The organism is Nocardia sp. NPDC058244 (genome assembly GCF_042882065.1).
Lineage (GTDB): Bacteria > Actinomycetota > Actinomycetes > Mycobacteriales > Mycobacteriaceae > Nocardia.
The window spans coordinates 105764-120707 of the sequence record NZ_JBHVWX010000010.1; the positions used below are offsets into that span (position 1 = coordinate 105764).

The 14944-nt window shown below is 70.7% G+C and carries 17 protein-coding genes; 5 read left to right on the forward strand and 12 right to left on the reverse strand.

Annotation, left to right across the window (positions count from 1 at the left end):
• Nucleotides 1-90: 90 nt before the first annotated feature.
• The 4 genes from ACFVW6_RS29040 to ACFVW6_RS29055 form a co-directional block, all read right to left on the reverse strand.
• Nucleotides 91-585 (reverse strand): PH domain-containing protein, encoded by a 495-nt coding sequence (locus ACFVW6_RS29040; protein ID WP_378830510.1) that lies wholly within the window; start codon nucleotides 583-585, stop codon nucleotides 91-93.
• Between the two features lie 2 nt (nucleotides 586-587).
• Nucleotides 588-1064: a 6,7-dimethyl-8-ribityllumazine synthase gene (ribH, locus tag ACFVW6_RS29045; protein WP_355281318.1), complete on the reverse strand. Its 477-nt coding sequence runs from the start codon at nucleotides 1062-1064 to the stop codon at nucleotides 588-590.
• A 31-nt stretch (nucleotides 1065-1095) separates the two neighbouring features.
• Complete coding sequence (locus ACFVW6_RS29050) at nucleotides 1096-2340, reverse strand: bifunctional 3,4-dihydroxy-2-butanone-4-phosphate synthase/GTP cyclohydrolase II (protein ID WP_355281319.1); 1245 nt, start codon at nucleotides 2338-2340, stop codon at nucleotides 1096-1098.
• Nucleotides 2341-2466: 126 nt separating this feature from the next.
• On the reverse strand, nucleotides 2467-3090 hold the full coding sequence (locus tag ACFVW6_RS29055; RefSeq protein WP_378830156.1) for a riboflavin synthase: 624 nt from the start codon (nucleotides 3088-3090) through the stop codon (nucleotides 2467-2469).
• A 542-nt stretch (nucleotides 3091-3632) separates the two neighbouring features.
• On the opposite strand from ACFVW6_RS29055, the gene ACFVW6_RS29060 reads away from it, so the two are divergent.
• The gene (locus ACFVW6_RS29060) at nucleotides 3633-4103 is read left to right on the forward strand and encodes a hypothetical protein (protein ID WP_378830155.1); all 471 of its coding nucleotides are present in this window, start codon (nucleotides 3633-3635) and stop codon (nucleotides 4101-4103) included.
• A 13-nt stretch (nucleotides 4104-4116) separates the two neighbouring features.
• Here ACFVW6_RS29060 and rpe read toward each other — a convergent pair whose 3' ends face one another.
• The gene (rpe, locus tag ACFVW6_RS29065; protein WP_378830506.1) at nucleotides 4117-4770 is read right to left on the reverse strand and encodes a ribulose-phosphate 3-epimerase; all 654 of its coding nucleotides are present in this window, start codon (nucleotides 4768-4770) and stop codon (nucleotides 4117-4119) included.
• Between the two features lie 98 nt (nucleotides 4771-4868).
• Between rpe and ACFVW6_RS29070 the strand changes: the two genes are divergently transcribed.
• Both ACFVW6_RS29070 and ACFVW6_RS29075 read left to right on the forward strand, forming a co-directional pair.
• Nucleotides 4869-5291 (forward strand): anti-sigma factor, encoded by a 423-nt coding sequence (locus ACFVW6_RS29070; RefSeq protein ID WP_378830153.1) that lies wholly within the window; start codon nucleotides 4869-4871, stop codon nucleotides 5289-5291.
• A complete protein-coding gene (locus tag ACFVW6_RS29075) occupies nucleotides 5291-6166 on the forward strand; it encodes an RNA polymerase sigma factor SigF (RefSeq protein WP_378830152.1) in 876 nt (291 codons plus the stop codon). Before ACFVW6_RS29070 ends, ACFVW6_RS29075 begins: the two co-directional genes overlap by 1 nt.
• Nucleotides 6167-6197: 31 nt before the next feature.
• Here ACFVW6_RS29075 and ACFVW6_RS29080 read toward each other — a convergent pair whose 3' ends face one another.
• From ACFVW6_RS29080 to ACFVW6_RS29105, 6 genes are all read right to left on the reverse strand, one after another.
• Nucleotides 6198-6542, reverse strand: coding sequence for an MmcQ/YjbR family DNA-binding protein (locus ACFVW6_RS29080; RefSeq protein ID WP_355281328.1), 345 nt, complete (start codon nucleotides 6540-6542; stop codon nucleotides 6198-6200).
• A 121-nt stretch (nucleotides 6543-6663) separates the two neighbouring features.
• Nucleotides 6664-8028 (reverse strand): RsmB/NOP family class I SAM-dependent RNA methyltransferase, encoded by a 1365-nt coding sequence (locus ACFVW6_RS29085; protein WP_378830504.1) that lies wholly within the window; start codon nucleotides 8026-8028, stop codon nucleotides 6664-6666.
• A gap of 821 nt (nucleotides 8029-8849) precedes the next feature.
• Complete coding sequence (gene fmt, locus ACFVW6_RS29090) at nucleotides 8850-9773, reverse strand: methionyl-tRNA formyltransferase (RefSeq protein WP_357345124.1); 924 nt, start codon at nucleotides 9771-9773, stop codon at nucleotides 8850-8852.
• Entirely contained in the window at nucleotides 9773-10312 is a 540-nt protein-coding gene (gene def, locus ACFVW6_RS29095; protein ID WP_357345122.1) for a peptide deformylase, read from the reverse strand. The genes fmt and def overlap by 1 nt, the downstream gene beginning before the upstream one ends.
• A 77-nt stretch (nucleotides 10313-10389) precedes the next feature.
• The gene (locus ACFVW6_RS29100) at nucleotides 10390-11406 is read right to left on the reverse strand and encodes an esterase/lipase family protein (RefSeq protein WP_378830151.1); all 1017 of its coding nucleotides are present in this window, start codon (nucleotides 11404-11406) and stop codon (nucleotides 10390-10392) included.
• 86 nt (nucleotides 11407-11492) lie between these two features.
• Complete coding sequence (locus tag ACFVW6_RS29105) at nucleotides 11493-12170, reverse strand: PadR family transcriptional regulator (protein ID WP_365006729.1); 678 nt, start codon at nucleotides 12168-12170, stop codon at nucleotides 11493-11495.
• An 89-nt stretch (nucleotides 12171-12259) separates the two neighbouring features.
• Between ACFVW6_RS29105 and ACFVW6_RS29110 the strand changes: the two genes are divergently transcribed.
• Together ACFVW6_RS29110 and ACFVW6_RS29115 are read left to right on the forward strand one after the other, a co-directional pair.
• Nucleotides 12260-13834 (forward strand): HD domain-containing phosphohydrolase, encoded by a 1575-nt coding sequence (locus ACFVW6_RS29110; RefSeq protein WP_378830150.1) that lies wholly within the window; start codon nucleotides 12260-12262, stop codon nucleotides 13832-13834.
• Nucleotides 13835-13877: 43 nt separating this feature from the next.
• Nucleotides 13878-14279, forward strand: coding sequence for a nuclear transport factor 2 family protein (locus ACFVW6_RS29115; RefSeq protein WP_378830149.1), 402 nt, complete (start codon nucleotides 13878-13880; stop codon nucleotides 14277-14279).
• Between the two features lie 2 nt (nucleotides 14280-14281).
• Here ACFVW6_RS29115 and ACFVW6_RS29120 read toward each other — a convergent pair whose 3' ends face one another.
• Nucleotides 14282-14872: a TetR/AcrR family transcriptional regulator gene (locus ACFVW6_RS29120; RefSeq protein ID WP_378830148.1), complete on the reverse strand. Its 591-nt coding sequence runs from the start codon at nucleotides 14870-14872 to the stop codon at nucleotides 14282-14284.
• Nucleotides 14873-14944: the final 72 nt, after the last annotated feature.

Consider the following 14944-nt stretch of genomic DNA (forward strand, 5'->3'; position numbering starts at 1 on the left):
CCGCGCCCCCCCCGCCTTGCGTTCCTGGGCATCACGGGCCTCGGCGGGGTTTGGGTGGTCCGAACCGCGGCCGAGGGTGGTCGAGAAAGCTCAGTCCGGGGTGGACGTGTACTTGGCGCCGAGGTCGCGGAGGCGTTCGATGGCGTCGGCGGCGTGGGCCTTGTCGTTGGAGCGGATCGCCAGCATGGGGACGTAGTCGTCGTCGGCGAGTTCGAGGCGGGCCCAGGACTTGCGGTCGGGGAAGGACGCGCCGCGGATGTAGGACCAGGGGTACTCGTGGTCGCCGAGGATATTGCGGACCGAGACGCCCGCGGCGCCCGCGCGGACCCGGGGGCGGGTGAGCAGTAGGACCGCGCCCGCGCCGAGGACGCCGATCAGGATCATCGCGATCTGGTCGGCGAACCGGAAGTTCACGCCGGTCGAGCCGGTGCGCAGCAGCAGGCCGCCGAAGGTGAAGAACACCAGGATGACGATCGCGACGACCACCGCGGTCCGGATCGCCCGGCGCGGACGCACCTCGAACTCCCAGGCTTGCCCGGGTTCGGGGACACCCGCGCCGCGTCGCCAGGTCCGCACCACCGGCACGGTCACGCCGATCGCAGCGCGCGCAGCGTGAGCGCGGCGTCGAGGGCGGCGGCGCAGGCCTGCTCGCCCTTGTCCTCCGCCGAGCCGGGCAGCCCGGCGCGGTCGCGTGCCTGCTCCTCGTCGTTCGTGGTCAGCACGCCGTTGGTGACGGGGGTGGCCGCGTCCAGCGAGACCCGGGTCAGACCCGCCGTCACCGCATCACACACGTACTCGAAATGCGGTGTGCCGCCACGGATCACGACACCGAGCGCGACGACGGCGTCGTGCGTGCGGGCCAGTTCCTGGGCCACCACCGGCAGTTCCATCGCGCCGGCGCAGCGCACCACGGTCACCTGCTCGACGCCGGCTTCCTTCGCGACCCGCTGCGCGTTGGCGACGAGGGTGTCGCAGATCTCGGTGTGCCAACGCGAGGCGACGATGCCGAGTTTGACGTCTTTGGCCTGGGCCAGCGCGAAGGACGGGACACCCGTGCCGCTCATCGTTGCCGCCTTTCGGGAGTGTGCGTGGTGATCACTGCGCGGTCTCGCCCAGATCCAGGTCGTCCAGGCCGATCAGGTCATGGCCCATCCGGTCCCGCTTGGTCCGCAGGTAGTGCAGGTTCTCGGCGTTGGCCCGCAGCGGCATCGGCACCCGCTCGGTGATCCGCAGGCCGTAGCCGTCGAGCCCGACGCGCTTGGCCGGGTTGTTGGTGAGCAGGCGCATCGACCGGATGCCCAGGTCGACCAGGATCTGCGCGCCGGTGCCGTAGTCGCGCGCGTCGGCGGGCAGGCCGAGGTCGAGGTTGGCGTCGACGGTGTCGCGGCCGGTGTCCTGCAGCTGGTAGGCCTGCAGCTTGTGCATCAGGCCGATGCCGCGACCCTCGTGCCCGCGCATGTAGAGGACCACGCCGCGACCCTCGGCGTCGACCATCTCGAGCGCGGCGTCCAGCTGCGGACCGCAGTCGCAGCGCAGCGAACCGAAGACGTCGCCGGTCAGGCACTCGGAGTGCACCCGCACCAGCACGTCCTCGCCGTCGCCGATGTCGCCGCGCACCAGCGCGACGTGCTCGGCGTCGTCGAAGATGCTCTGGTAGCCGACCGCCTTGAAGTCACCGTGCGCGGTCGGGATCCGGGCCTCGGCCACCCGCACGACGTGCTTCTCGTGCTTGCGCCGCCAGGCGATCATGTCGGCGATCGAGATCATCGCCAGGTCGTGCTCGTCGGCGAAGACCCGCAGCTCGTCGGTGCGGGCCATGTGGCCGTCGTCCTTCTGGCTGACGATCTCGCAGATCACACCCGCCGGGCGCAGACCGGCCATCCGGGCCAGGTCGACCGCGGCCTCGGTGTGGCCGGGGCGGCGAAGCACGCCGCCGTCCTTGGCGCGCAGCGGCACCACGTGGCCGGGCCGGGTGAACTCGTCGGCCTTGGCCTGGGCGCTGGCCAGCAGGCGCATGGTGACCGCGCGGTCGGCGCCGGAGATGCCGGTGGTGATGCCCTCGCGCGCGTCGACCGAGACGGTGTAGGCGGTGCCGTGCTTGTCCTGGTTCATCGCGTAGGCGGGCGGCAGGCCGAGCCGGTCGCAGTCGTCGCCGGTCAGCGGCACGCAGATGTAGCCGGAGGTGTAGCGGATCATGAACGCGACCAGCTCCGGGGTGGCCTTCTCGGCCGCGAAGATGAGATCGCCCTCGTTCTCACGGTCCTCGTCGTCCACGACGACGACAGCCTTACCGGCCGCGATATCGGCGACCGCGCGCTCGATGCTGTCCAACCTGGTCACGTCTGCTTGCTCCGTAATCTTGGCGGCCGGGGCCGCGTGTTCCTCGGCCGCACGGCCTCGATTCGCATCGGATACCACAGTACGGCGTGCGATCGGGGGTTCCGATGACCGCATGCCGCCTGGTGGTCATCCGCGTTGGGCGAGTCGCTCCACGTACTTGGCGATCACATCGACCTCGAGATTCACCGTGGTGCCGACCGGGGCGGTGCCCAGCACGGTCAGCGCCAACGTGGTCGGGATCAGCGACACCTCGAACCAGTCGCGCGTGCCGTCGGCGGCGGGCTCGTCGGCGATGCCGAGGCCGGAGACCGTGAGGGAGACGCCGTCGACGGTGATGGAGCCCTTCTCCACCACGTAGCGCGCGATCGCGTCGGGCAGCGAGATCCGCACGACCTCCCAGTTCTCCGACGGGGTCCGCGAGAGCACGGTGCCGGTGCCGTCGACGTGGCCCTGCACGAGGTGCCCGCCGAGGCGGCTGTTGAGCGCCGCGGCCCGCTCGAGATTGACCCGGGAGCCGGTGACCAGGGCACCGATGCTCGACCGGTTCAGCGTCTCCGCCATGACGTCCACGGTGAAGCTGTCGCTGTCGACCACGTCGACCACGGTCAGGCAGACGCCGTTGACGGCGATCGAATCGCCGTGGCCGGCATCGGAAGTGACCAGCTTGCCGCGGATCGTCAACCGGGCGGCGTCGGCCAGCTGTTCGGTGGCGACGATCTCGCCCAGCTCTTCGACGATCCCTGTGAACATGCCTGCACTCCCTTGTCGCGTCATCCGTACCCGTTGGGCCCAACAGCAGGTGCGTGGCCGCTATTCCCGGCGGTACCCGCTCGCCGCACAGCCTAGTGGCGGGGCGAGTGAGCCCCGACGAGTCGGGGTCGAATCGGACCGCGAGCATGATCGAACCGGGGGAAACGAGCGCCGCCGCATCGAACGGTCGGCAAACAGACATCGACATGACGCAACCCCACCGTTAATCATTCCGGTGGTAATCGTTCAATCGAATTTTCGGCGAACCGGTCGCGCCCATTCACTCGACGGCTCTAACCTGGCTTTACCCCGGAATTCCGAACTCGAAACACGGTGATTCGAATGCTTGCGCCGATGATGCCATTGACGCAATATTGTTACGTCACCGATTCTCGCCGTTCAACTGATGATCATGGGCAGGTCGGTGACGCATCCGACCTGCGGCGAGGCCGCGGGGAGTTCGACCCAGGGATAGTCCACCACTCCAGGAAGTCAGACAACACTGTGGGTCACAACAGGTTCGAAAGATGTGGGGGTGCCGCGTGAGCACATTGGTCGATTCCACGTTGGAAATTCGGTGCGTCCGTTATCGGCGCGAACTCCATCTGCCCGCGACGATCGATCCGGATTCCCGTCGCATTCTGCTCCAGATCGGCGCGCATTACGGCGCGGTCACCATGCCGGGTGATCTCGGCGAGCGCGTGCAGGCCCGGTTGCGGGGCGCCGCGATCGCCGGTCCGGTCGTCGACCATCCGCGGGCCAGGCGCTGGACGTTCCTGACCGGCCCGTGCCGCCCCGACACCCTGACCACCACCGCGTCCGCCGAGTTGTTCCGCCTCTACGCGACGGTCGCCTGCCACGGCAGCCAGATCGTGCTGCCCTCGCCCGACGACGAGCGCACCGGCTACCGCACCTGGGTGCAGGCACCGGAGGCCGCCGACAACCGGCCCCCGCTGCACGCCGTGATCGAAGCGGCGCGAGCCTTGGGCACGCGCAAACTCCGCTCCCTGTAACCGAATTCGCGAACTACAGCCAGGCCGACGTCGCCATGCTGCGCAGTGTCTGCACGGCGGCGCCGGGATCGGCGGTGTTGTAGACGGCCGAGCCGGCGACGAAACAATCGATGCCCGCCGCGGCGGCCTGTTCGATGGTGTCGGTATTGATGCCGCCGTCGATTTCCACGACGAGCCGCAACTCGCCCGCGTCGACGAGATTACGGACGATCCGTGCCTTCTCCAGGACGCTCGGGATGAACGACTGCCCACCGAAGCCGGGTTCCACGCTCATCACGAGCAGGGTGTCGAAATCCTTCAGGATTTCCAGGTACGGCTCGATCGGGGTGTTCGGCTTCACCGAGAGCCCGGCCTTGGCGCCGGCGGCACGGATATCGCGGGCCACCGCGATCGGATCGTCGGTCGCCTCGGCGTGGAAGGTGACGTTGTAGGCGCCCGCCTCGGCGTAGCCCGGCGCCCAGCGGCCCGGGTCGTCGATCATCAGGTGGCAGTCGAACGGGATGTCGGTCGCCTTGAGCAGGCTCTGCACGACCGGGAGGCCGAGTGTGAGGTTCGGCACGAAATGGCCGTCCATCACGTCGACGTGGAGCCAGTCGGATCCTTCGACAGCGGCGGCCTCGGCGGCCAAATTCGCGAAGTCCGCAGACAGGATGGACGGGGCGATCATCGGCACGGCCGGGCGGGTGAACGTCGGTGTGGACACAGCGCGCAAGTGTAGCGACCAAATGGTGATTGCCCTGCCGGGATGTGGGTAGCCTCCATAGGGTGACCAATTTTTCGGCGGAACAAGGGCTGTTCAGCGCCCCGGTGGAGATTCGCGTAGCAGCATCGCTGACCCAGCTGCCGATCCTGCGCGGACTGGCCGAAACCCTGGTCCTACTCAGCGATTTCACCCTCGACGAGGTCGCCGACGTGCGCCTGGCCGTGGACGAGGTCTGCTCGACCCTCATCGCGATCGCCGCGCCCGATTCGGCGCTCACCTGCGAATTCGTCGTCGGTGACACCGAACTGCTGGTGCGCGTCGACGGTGTGGCCGGGGCCGAGGGCATGCCCGACCAGCGCAGCTTCGGCTGGCACGTGCTGCGCACGCTCAGCGACGAGGTGAGCGCCGACCAGCAGGGCTTCGACGCGGCCGTGGCCGGCTATCCGACGACGGTCCGATTCCGTCGGGTCCGGGGGAAGGCGTAGTGCACGGCGAGGACACCACCGAAGACCACAAGCCCGACCAGGAAACCCGCGCCGACACCACCACCGAACCGGAGAACCCCGCCGAGGACACCGTCGACGACACCGAGACCGAGGAGCCGGTCTCGGGCTACGACGACGTCAGCGCCCTGTTCGAGCGGCTCGCGGCGACCGCGCCCGGCAGCGTCGAGCACGCCGTGGCGCGCGACGCGCTGATCAACCGCTGCATCCCGCTGGCCGATCACATCGCCAGGAAGTTCAGCGGCCGCGGCGAACCGTTCGACGATCTGTCGCAGGTGGCGCGCGTCGGCCTGGTGCACGCGGTGGACCGGTTCGACCTGAGCCGTGGCTCGAACTTCCTGTCGTTCGCGGTGCCGACGATCATGGGCGAGGTCCGGCGCTACTTCCGCGACAACACCTGGGCGATGCGAGTTCCGCGGCGGGTCAAGGAGACTCACCTACGCATCGGGGCAGCGGTCGACCAGCTCTCGCAACGGCTGGGCCGCTCCCCCACCGCGAAGGAGATCGCGGCCGAGCTCGATGTCGACCCCGACGAGGTCACCCAGGCCGTCATCGCGGGCAACGCGTATCAGCCCACCTCGATCGATGCCGCCTCGGTCGGTCGCGACAGCGACGCGTCCCTGCTCGACACCCTGGGCGAGGAGGAGTCGCAGTTCGATCGGGTCGAGGAGTACATCGCGGTGCGCCCGCTGCTGGCCGGGCTGCCCGAACGCGAACGCCGCATCCTGACGATGCGCTTCTTCGAGTCGATGACCCAGACCCAGATCGCCACCCAGCTGGGGATCTCCCAGATGCACGTCTCGCGTATCCTCGCGAAAACCCTTGCCCGCCTGCGCGAACTGTCCGAACGGGACTGAGTTCCCCGTCGCGCCGGGACAACGACGTCCCCTACGCGCCCTGTCGCTCGCGCCGCATCCGGGCCGGCGCCCGCAACCACCAGGCACTGTCGATGAGTTCGGCGAGCTGTTCGGGATCGACCGCCGTGAGGTCGATCAGGATGAACGGATGCCCGTCGTAGTGCGGTGTCGTGTAGAAGACCGGGTCACCGGAGGCCAGCAGCGCTTCCTTCTCGGCCGGTTCGCACAGCAGCGCCAGGCCGCCCTCGGCTTCGACCCGCAGGCGCGCGAAGCCCTTGCCTCCGACTTTCAGTCCCGGCGTGCGCCACCAGGTGCCTTCCTCCACACCCGGTAGCTCCGTCGCCACCGCCACCACTTGTTCCCACGTCATCGCCATGCACCGATTCTGCGCTCGATGCGGGGCGCGGCGATTGGACGAATGTCGCGTGTCGTCGACGTCCGAACCCACACGCAGGACCCAGCGTGGCCGGCGTCGCTGTCGCCGGCCACGGAAGGGGTCAGCCGAGCGGCTTGCGCAGGGCCGCGAGGAACATGGCGTCGGTGCCGTGGCGGTGCGGCCACAGCTGCGCCGACGGTCCGTCGCCGAGGTCGGTGACGCCGGGGAGGTACGCGCGGGTGTCGAGTTGCTCGGCACCGGAGCGGCGCACGAAATCGCCGACGACGCCGACGGTTTCGGACAGGTGCGGCGAGCAGGTGGAGTACACGACCACACCGCCGGGACGCAGCAGGTCCCAGGCGGCGGCGAGCAATTCGCGCTGCAGGGTCACCAGTTCCGGCACGTCGGCCGGGGTGCGCCGCCAGCGGGCCTCCGGGCGGCGGCGCAGCGCGCCGAGACCGGTGCACGGCGCGTCGACGAGGATGCGGTCGTACCCGGGGGCCAGACCGCTGTCGCGACCGTCGGCCACGTGCACCGTGACCGGCAGGCCGCGGGTCGACTTGCGGACCAGTTCGGCCCGGTGCTCGGCCGGTTCGACGGCGTCGACGGTGAACAGGTCGATCGCGGCCAGCGCGCCGAGCAGGGCCGCCTTGCCGCCCGGGCCCGCGCACAGGTCGAGCCAGCGCCCCTGATCGGGGCCGTCCAGTGGTGCCCTGGTCAGGGCGAGGGCGACCAGCTGACTGCCCTCGTCCTGGACGGCCGCGATGCCGTCGCGGACCGGTTCCAGCTGACCGGGGTCGCCGCCGTCGAGGTACACCGCGTACGGCGACCAGCGACCCTCCTCGCCGCCGGTGACCAGCGCGAGCTCCTCGGCGGTGATCTCTCCCGGCCGCGCGACCAGGTGCACGACCGGGCGCTCGTCGTCGGCGGCCAGCAGCGCGGCCAGCTCGCCCGCCTGCGCGCCGAGCGCGTCGGCGAAGGACTGGGCGATCCAGGTGGGATGGGCGTATTCGAAGGCGAGGCCGCCGACCGGATCGGCGGGCGCCAGCTCGGCCACCCACTCCTCGGCCGTCTTCTCCCCCGCCCTACGCAGCACCGCGTTGACGAAACCGGCACGGCCCTGGCCGAATTCGGCACGGGCCAGGTCGACGGAGGTGTCGACGGCCGCGTGCGCGCCCGTGCGGGTGCGCAGCAGCTGGTAGACGCCCAGGCGCAGGATGTCGAGGATCGGTCCGTCGATCTCGGCGACCGGACGGCCCGCGCACGCCGCGATCACCGCGTCGAGCTGCCCCTGCGACCGGCTCGCGCCATAGGTGAGTTCGGTCGCGAACGCGGCATCGCGCCCGCTGATCTTGCGCTCGCGCAGCAGCTTCGGCAGCACCAGGTTGGCGTAGGCGTCGCGATCGCGCACCGCCCGCAGCACATCGAGGGCCACTTCGCGCGCCGGATCGACGGGTTCGCCGCGCCGCTTGCGCGGGCTCGGCACACTGGGATCCGGCCGATCCTCGCGCCTGCGCTCCGCACCGCGCCCGGCCTGGCTACCACCGCGCTCACTCGCCGGCCGTTTGCCACCGCGGCCGGAATCACCCGACCGCGAACCACCGTCGCGCCCCGCTCCACCACGCGAATCCCCCGAGCCACCACGTGAATCTCCGACGCGGGCACCACGATCCGCGGCAGGTCGGCCACCGGCCGCACCACCCCGACTCTGCGGACCGCCCGACCGCTCGTCACGCCCGCGCCGATCGCCGGCAGTGCCGCCACCGGCCCGCGCACCCGAGCCACCGCGCTCACCAGCGTCGGTGCGCCGGTCGTCGCCGTGACTCCGACCGCCGAAGCCACCACCACGCGAATCACTCACGCCACGGTCCGCGCCGCGCGAGTCCCCCGCGCCCGAACCACGCCGCGAGTCACCAGCGCCACGACGACCCTCGTCGCCACCACGCGCATCGCTCGGCCCACGACCACGGTCCGCGCCGCGCCGCCAGTCACCGGCACCACGACCGCCCTGGTCGCCACCGGGCGAATCGCTCGCGCCACGACCACGGTCGTCGCGCCGCCAGTCGCTCGTGCCGCCACCCTCACGCCGGTCCCCGGAACCGCCGTACCGGCGGTCACCGGTGGTGCCGCGGTCGTCCGACCAGTTCGAGCGCTGCGAGCTGCCGCCGCCGGCGCGGACGGTGCCGCCGCCCTTGGCCGCGCGGGCCGCCCAGCCGCCGTCGACGTCCTTGCCCGTGACCTTCTTCTCGTCACGTGGCGTCGTGCCGCGTGCGTCGGCTTCGCGGCGACGCCGGCGATCGGAGGCGCTCATCCGATCACCTGGCCCGGTGCCAGGCGCGCGCCGCGGGCCCAGTCGAGAGCGTTCATCATCTTCTTGCCGGGTGGCTGGACCTGACCGAGCCGGACCGCCGTGGTCGACGTGCCGACGAAGACGCCGGACTTGCGCACCTCGATCTCGCTCTCGGGCAAGGTTTCCTCCACCATCTCGACCGGGCCGAGCTTGAGGCGCAGTCCGTTCATCTCGGTCCACGCGCCGGGCGCCGGGGTGACGGCGCGAATCCGGCGGTGGATGGCCAGTGCGGGCTCGTCGAACCGGATCCGGCCCGCCTCCACGGTCACCTTCGGCGCGTACGACACACCGTCGGCGGATTGCGGAATCGCTTGCAGCGTCCCGTCTTCCACGCCGTCCATGGTCTTCTCCAGCAGGACGGCACCCGCCTCGGCGAGCCGGCCGAGCAGTTCACCCGCGGTGTCGGTGACGTTGATCTTCTCGGTCATCACGCCGTACACCGGGCCGGTGTCGAGTCCGGCCTCGATGAGGAAGGTCGACGCACCGGTCATGTCGTCACCGGCGTCGATCGCCGCCTGCACCGGCGCGGCGCCACGCCAGGCGGGCAGCAGCGAGAAGTGCAGGTTGATCCAGCCGTGCGCGGGAATGTCGAGCACCTGCTGGGGCAGCAGCGCACCGTAGGCGACCACCGGGCAGCAGTCCGGCGCGAGCTCGGTCAGCGCCGCGACGAACTCCGGCTCGGACGGCTTGCGCGGCGTGAGCACCGGGATACCGTGCTCGTCGGCGAGCTGACCCACCGGCGAGCGCAGCAGCTTGCGGCCACGACCCGCGACGGCGTCGGGCCGGGTGACCACGGCGACCACCTCGTGCCGTTCGCTCTCGATCAGCCGCCGCAGCGACGGCACGGCGGGTTCGGGGGTGCCCGCGAAGACGACGCGCATCAGCGGCCACCGCCGACACCGCTGGACTCGCGCACGGTCACCCCGTTGCGGAACCAGTCGGATTCGCGGATGGTGCGCATCGCGTCCTTGCGGTCGGCGGGCTCGAGCTTGCTGACGAACAGCACGCCGTCGAGATGGTCGGTCTCGTGCTGCACGCAGCGCGCGAGCAGTCCCTCGGCCTCGAATTCCACCGGCGCACCGGCACTGTCGACACCGGAGACCGCGACCCGCAGCGCCCGGCGCACGTCGTAGCGCACGCCGGGAATCGACAGGCAGCCCTCCGGCCCGACCTGCTCGTCGTCACCGATCGCCGACCACACCGGGTTCACCACGTGGCCCGCGGCGTCGCCGGTGTCGTAGACGAACACCCGCAGCCCGACGCCGATCTGCGGCGCCGCCATCCCGACCCCGCCGTCGTCGTGCATGGTCTCGGTGAGATCGGCGATGAGCTGACCGAGTTCGGCACCGAACTCGGTGACCGCATCCGCACGGGAACGCAGAATCGGATCGCCGAACAGGCGAACGGGCTGAATGGTCACGCGGCGGCTCCCGGCTGGACGAAGTGCGGTCGTCCTATTCTAGTGACCGCCGCCGGTGCTCCCGTCCGGCGTGGTCGTCAGGAGTTCCCGGCGATGATCACCTGCGGGATGCCGGTGCCGAACGCGACCGGTGCGCACACCGGAGCGGGCGCGTGCGCCGGATCGAGCACCTGGAGCAGCAGTTGCTGCACGAACGGGTCGTAGACCATGTGGAAGTGGCCGGTCAGGTCGTCGGCGCACAGATCCTGCAGGACGAGATTCTCCGCGCCCGCGCCGTGCAGCGCGATGTTGTCGAAGGGCTGGATCATCTCGTCCACGCGGCTGCCGACGGTGACGTAGCGGACCCCGGGCACGGTGTCGCCGCCCGCGTTGAGTTCGACCATGAGCGGTTCGCCCTGCGCCTGCTGGACCGCCGCCGTCGAGGTGACCTTGGCGAAGACGTCCATCATGCCGGGCACGGCCTGTCCCACCGGGACCAGGCCGTACATCACGCCGCCGTAGCTGGGCGAGGCGAGGCCGACCCAGGTGCCGACCTTCGCCGCGCCACCGAGCTTGTTGACATAGAAGCGGCTGACCGTGGCGCCCTGGGAGAAGCCGACCAGGTCGACCTTCGTCGCCCCGGTCGCGGCCAGCACGTCGTCGACGAACGCCCCGACCTGCGCGAAGCTGACCCGCATGTCCTCGGTGCCGTAGGTGTCGGCGCCCGGAGCCCCGCCGTAGTTCAGGGCGAACACGCACATGCCCGCGTCGACGAGCTGCGGACCGATACCCGCCCAATCGGAGTACGCGCTCGAGTCGGTACCGTGCACGAGGACCACCGGACGCGGATGTCCGGCGGTCGGCTTACAGCCGAAGTCGTTGAGCCCCTGCGGAACAGCGGACGGATGGTCGTCGATGTAGCGTGCGGCGGCGAGATGATCGCTCTGCCGCGGCCCCGGTTCGGTCGGGACGACGGCGGGCCGGTAGCCCGCGGGCTCCGCGGCGGCGAGCGGCGCCGCCCATCCGCCCAGCGCGGCGGCCAGGGCCAGGCCTAGCGCGCCCGCGCGTCGCTTTTGTGCAGTTCCCCAAACCCACAACCGATTCCGCTGTTCCATATCCCAAACAAGTACTCCACTCGTTCGGGTTTCGCATCCTCAGAACCGGGTAATCTTTGCCCCTAATTTTTGGGGACACCGTGGCGTCACTTCTCGTCGGTGACGTCGCCGGCGGGCGCGATGTCGTCCTCGGCGAGGATGCGGTACAGCGCCCGCCGGGTCTCGGTGAGCACCTCGGCCGCCTTGGCCGCCTGCTCCGCCGTCCCGACCTGGGCGACCTGACCGACCGCGCCCATGACCTGTCCGACCAGGCCGCGCAGATCCAGCGCCTGGGCGCCGACATCCTGCTTGACCTCGGCCCACGGGTCACCGAGTTCCTCGGTGTTGGCCTCGACGTAGGCCTTGCCCTCGTCGGTGAGCTGGGCGGTCTTGCGACCGGCCACCTTCTCGATGAGCACCAGTCCCTCGTCCTCGAGCTGGGCCAGGGCCGGGTAGATGGACCCCGGGCTCGGACGCCAGATGTCGTCGCTGCGCTCGCGGATCTGCTGGATCAGCTCGTAGCCGTGCATGGGCCGCTCGGCGAGCAGCAGCAGCACCGCGGCACGCACGTCACCGCGCCTGCCCCGGCCGCCGCGGCCGCGTCCACGGCCGAAGCCGGGTCCGAAACCAGGGCCGAACCCGGGACCGAAGCCCGGTCCGAAATCGGGACCGTGCCCGTGTCGCCCACCTCGGCGGAACTGCCGCCGATCGGGACCGAATTCCGCGTGGCCGGGTCCACGACCGCGACCGAAGTGTCCGAATTCTCGATTCTCTGCGTTGTGCATGACAGCCTCCTCAGGCCCTCTCGTTGTTCTTGACACTATCGACGATATATCGGCAATGCATCGAACGCAAGGGGTATTCTGAATTCACCATGACGGAGCCGCGCCGGCCGATGCGCCTGGCCGAACTGGTCGCCTCGCTGTCGCTGGCCACCGACCTCGGTCTGGGCCAGCCACAGGAGCACGTCCTGCGCCAGACCGTGCTGGCCACCCGGCTCGCCGCCGCCGCGGGCCTGTCCGACGCCGATCGCGCTGCCGCGTACTACATTTCGCTGCTGGCGTGGGTCGGCTGCGTCGCCGATTCCCCCGAGATGGCGCGCTGGTTCGGCGACGACCTGCGGATCAGGGCCGACAGCTATCAGATCGACAAGACCGGGCTGCCGATGCTCACCTTCCTGCTCGGCCACCTCGCCACGACCGGCTCCCCGCTCCACCGGATCTCGGTGACCAGCCGCTTCCTCGCCGGCGGCGTGCGCGACAGCATGGACTCACTGCTCACCCACTGCCGGACCGCCGCCGACATCGCCGAGCGCCTCGACCTGCCCGCCGCGGTCCGCACCGCGCTGCCGCAGGCCTTCGAACGCTGGGACGGCCACGGCGTGCCGGCCGGCCTGCGCGGCGACGGGATCATCCCGGTGATGCGGGTGGTCCACATCGCCGACGACGCCGAGGTGCACGCCCGGATGGGCGGCGTCGAGGCCGCCGTGCGGATGCTGCGCTCGCGCAGCGGCACCGAGTTCGATCCGGAGCTGGTCGAGCTGTGCGTTCGCGACGACGGCGCGCTGCTCGACGGACTGGACCGGGTCGACGCCTGGCAGCACGTCATCGACGGCTGCGCCGCGCTCGACCGCCCCGTTCCCGAGGCCGAACTCACCGAGGTGCTCACGGTGTTCGCCGACTACGCCGACGCGAAAGCCACCTGGTTCCTCGGCCATTCACGCGCCGTGGCCGAGCTGGCCGCGGCGGCGGCCCGCGAATACGGCCTGCCCGCCGAGCAGGCGACGACGCTGCGCCGGGCCGGGCTGGTGTGCCGGCTCGGCACCATCGGCGTCTCCACCGGCATCTGGAACAAGCCGGGCCCGCTGACCCCGAGCGAACGCGAACGCGTGCGGATGGTGCCCTACCTGACCGAACGCATCCTGGCCCGCAGCCCGCACCTCGCGCAGCTCGCGGGACCGGCATCGATGGTCTACGAGCGGATGGACGGCTCCGGCTATCCGCGCGGGCTCACCGGCTCGATGCTGCCTCCGGCCGCGCGTCTGCTGGCCGCCGCGCAGATGGCGCGCGCCCTCGCCGAGGACCGCCCGCACCGCCCGGCCGTCGACCCCGACGACCGGGCGCGCGTCCTGCGCGCCGAGGTGACCGCGGGCCGGCTCGACGGCGACGCCGTGGCGGCGGTGCTGGCCGCCGTCGACGGCCGCAGGCCGCGCAAGCGTGCGCAGGTCGCCGGGCTCACCGCGCGCGAACTCGATGTCCTCGCGCTGCTGGTGCGCGGCCGGTCCACCCGCGAGATCGGGCAGGTCCTCGGCATCAGCCCGCGCACCGCGGGCAGCCACGTCGAGCACATCTACACCAAGATCGGGGTGCACAGCCGGGGGTCGGCGGCGGTGTTCGCGATGCGCCACGGTCTGCTGCCGGACGAGGATCAGCCCGCGAAGATCGGGTGATCACCCGATGCCCGGCCGCCGCGCGCGGGGCGACACTTCCGGTATGACTACCTCCACCGCTCCCCGGCAGACGACCGACTCCCCGGTCGCCGACACGTTTCTCGCCGCGCTCATCCGGCGCGACTTCACCGCCATGACCGCCTGCCTCGCCCCCGAGGTGCGCCTGCGCGGGCTCATCCCGCCCGGCCCGTTCGACGCGGTGGGCGCGGGCCCGACCATGGACCGGTTCCGCGGCTGGTTCGGCGGCCCGGACGACTTCACCGTCGTCGACGCCGGTCACGAACGGCGCGGCGACAAGCTCGCCCTGCACTGGCTGGTCCGGATGCGACCCACGCACGATCCCGGCGCGGCCCGGATCGCCGAGCAACGCGTCTTCCTCACGACCGAGCGGGACCGGATCACCACGATCGATCTGCTGTGCTCGGGGTGGCAGCCCGCCGGGTGAGCTCAGCCCTGCCCGGCCAGCTCGTCGATCCAGCGGGTCAGCCGCGCGCCCTCGGTCACCATCAGGTCGGGGTCGCGGAAGGTGTTGGCGAGCAGGGAGATGCCCTGATACGACGCGACGAAGGCGACGGCGAGTTCGGCGGCGTCGGACCGGCCCAGTTCGGTGAACTGGGCCCGCGCCCAGTCGATGAGCAGGCTCATCAGCCGCGCCGGTTCGCCGCCGAAGGCGTCGGGCCGCTTGTCCAGTTCGGCGGCCAGCGAACCGGTCGGGCAGCCGTAGCGCGCGGCGAGGTCGCGCTGGTCCACCCAGCTCGCGATCATCGCTTTGAGCCGTTCGGCGGGCCCGGGCAGCGGCTCGATCCGGGCGACGATCTCGGCCAGCACGCTCGCGTGGGTGTCGATCACGGCGTGGACGAACTGATCCTTGGTCTTGAAGTAGTAGTAGACGTTGCCGACCGGCACGTCGGCCGCGGTGGCGATGTCGGCGATGGTCGTCTTCTCCACGCCCTGCTCGTAGAAGACCCGCGCGGCCGCCTCGACGAGCCGCTCCCGCTTGCCGATCTTCGGCCGCGCTCCCGCCACTGAGTCAGTCATGCAACTAACTATAGACAACCCCGACGAGCGTTGCTACGGTGAGTTAGTCAGCCAACTAACTCAGGAGTTTTC

Excerpts from the sequence above, each read along its gene's own strand:
- ACFVW6_RS29080 (WP_355281328.1), bottom strand. The coding sequence starts at position 6,542 with ATGGCGATGACGTGGGAACAAGTGGTGGCGGTGGCGACGGAGCTACCG.
- ACFVW6_RS29055 (WP_378830156.1), bottom strand. The coding sequence starts at position 3,090 with ATGTTCACAGGGATCGTCGAAGAGCTGGGCGAGATCGTCGCCACCGAA.
- rpe (WP_378830506.1), bottom strand. The coding sequence starts at position 4,770 with ATGATCGCCCCGTCCATCCTGTCTGCGGACTTCGCGAATTTGGCCGCC.
- ACFVW6_RS29105 (WP_365006729.1), bottom strand. The coding sequence starts at position 12,170 with ATGCACAACGCAGAGAATCGAGAATTCGGACACTTCGGTCGCGGTCGT.
- ACFVW6_RS29120 (WP_378830148.1), bottom strand. The coding sequence starts at position 14,872 with ATGACTGACTCAGTGGCGGGAGCGCGGCCGAAGATCGGCAAGCGGGAG.
- ribH (WP_355281318.1), bottom strand. The coding sequence starts at position 1,064 with ATGAGCGGCACGGGTGTCCCGTCCTTCGCGCTGGCCCAGGCCAAAGAC.
- fmt (WP_357345124.1), bottom strand. The coding sequence starts at position 9,773 with ATGCGCGTCGTCTTCGCGGGCACCCCCGAACCCGCCGTGCCGTCGCTG.
- ACFVW6_RS29115 (WP_378830149.1), top strand. The coding sequence starts at position 13,878 with ATGACTACCTCCACCGCTCCCCGGCAGACGACCGACTCCCCGGTCGCC.
- ACFVW6_RS29110 (WP_378830150.1), top strand. The coding sequence starts at position 12,260 with ATGACGGAGCCGCGCCGGCCGATGCGCCTGGCCGAACTGGTCGCCTCG.
- ACFVW6_RS29100 (WP_378830151.1), bottom strand. The coding sequence starts at position 11,406 with ATGGAACAGCGGAATCGGTTGTGGGTTTGGGGAACTGCACAAAAGCGA.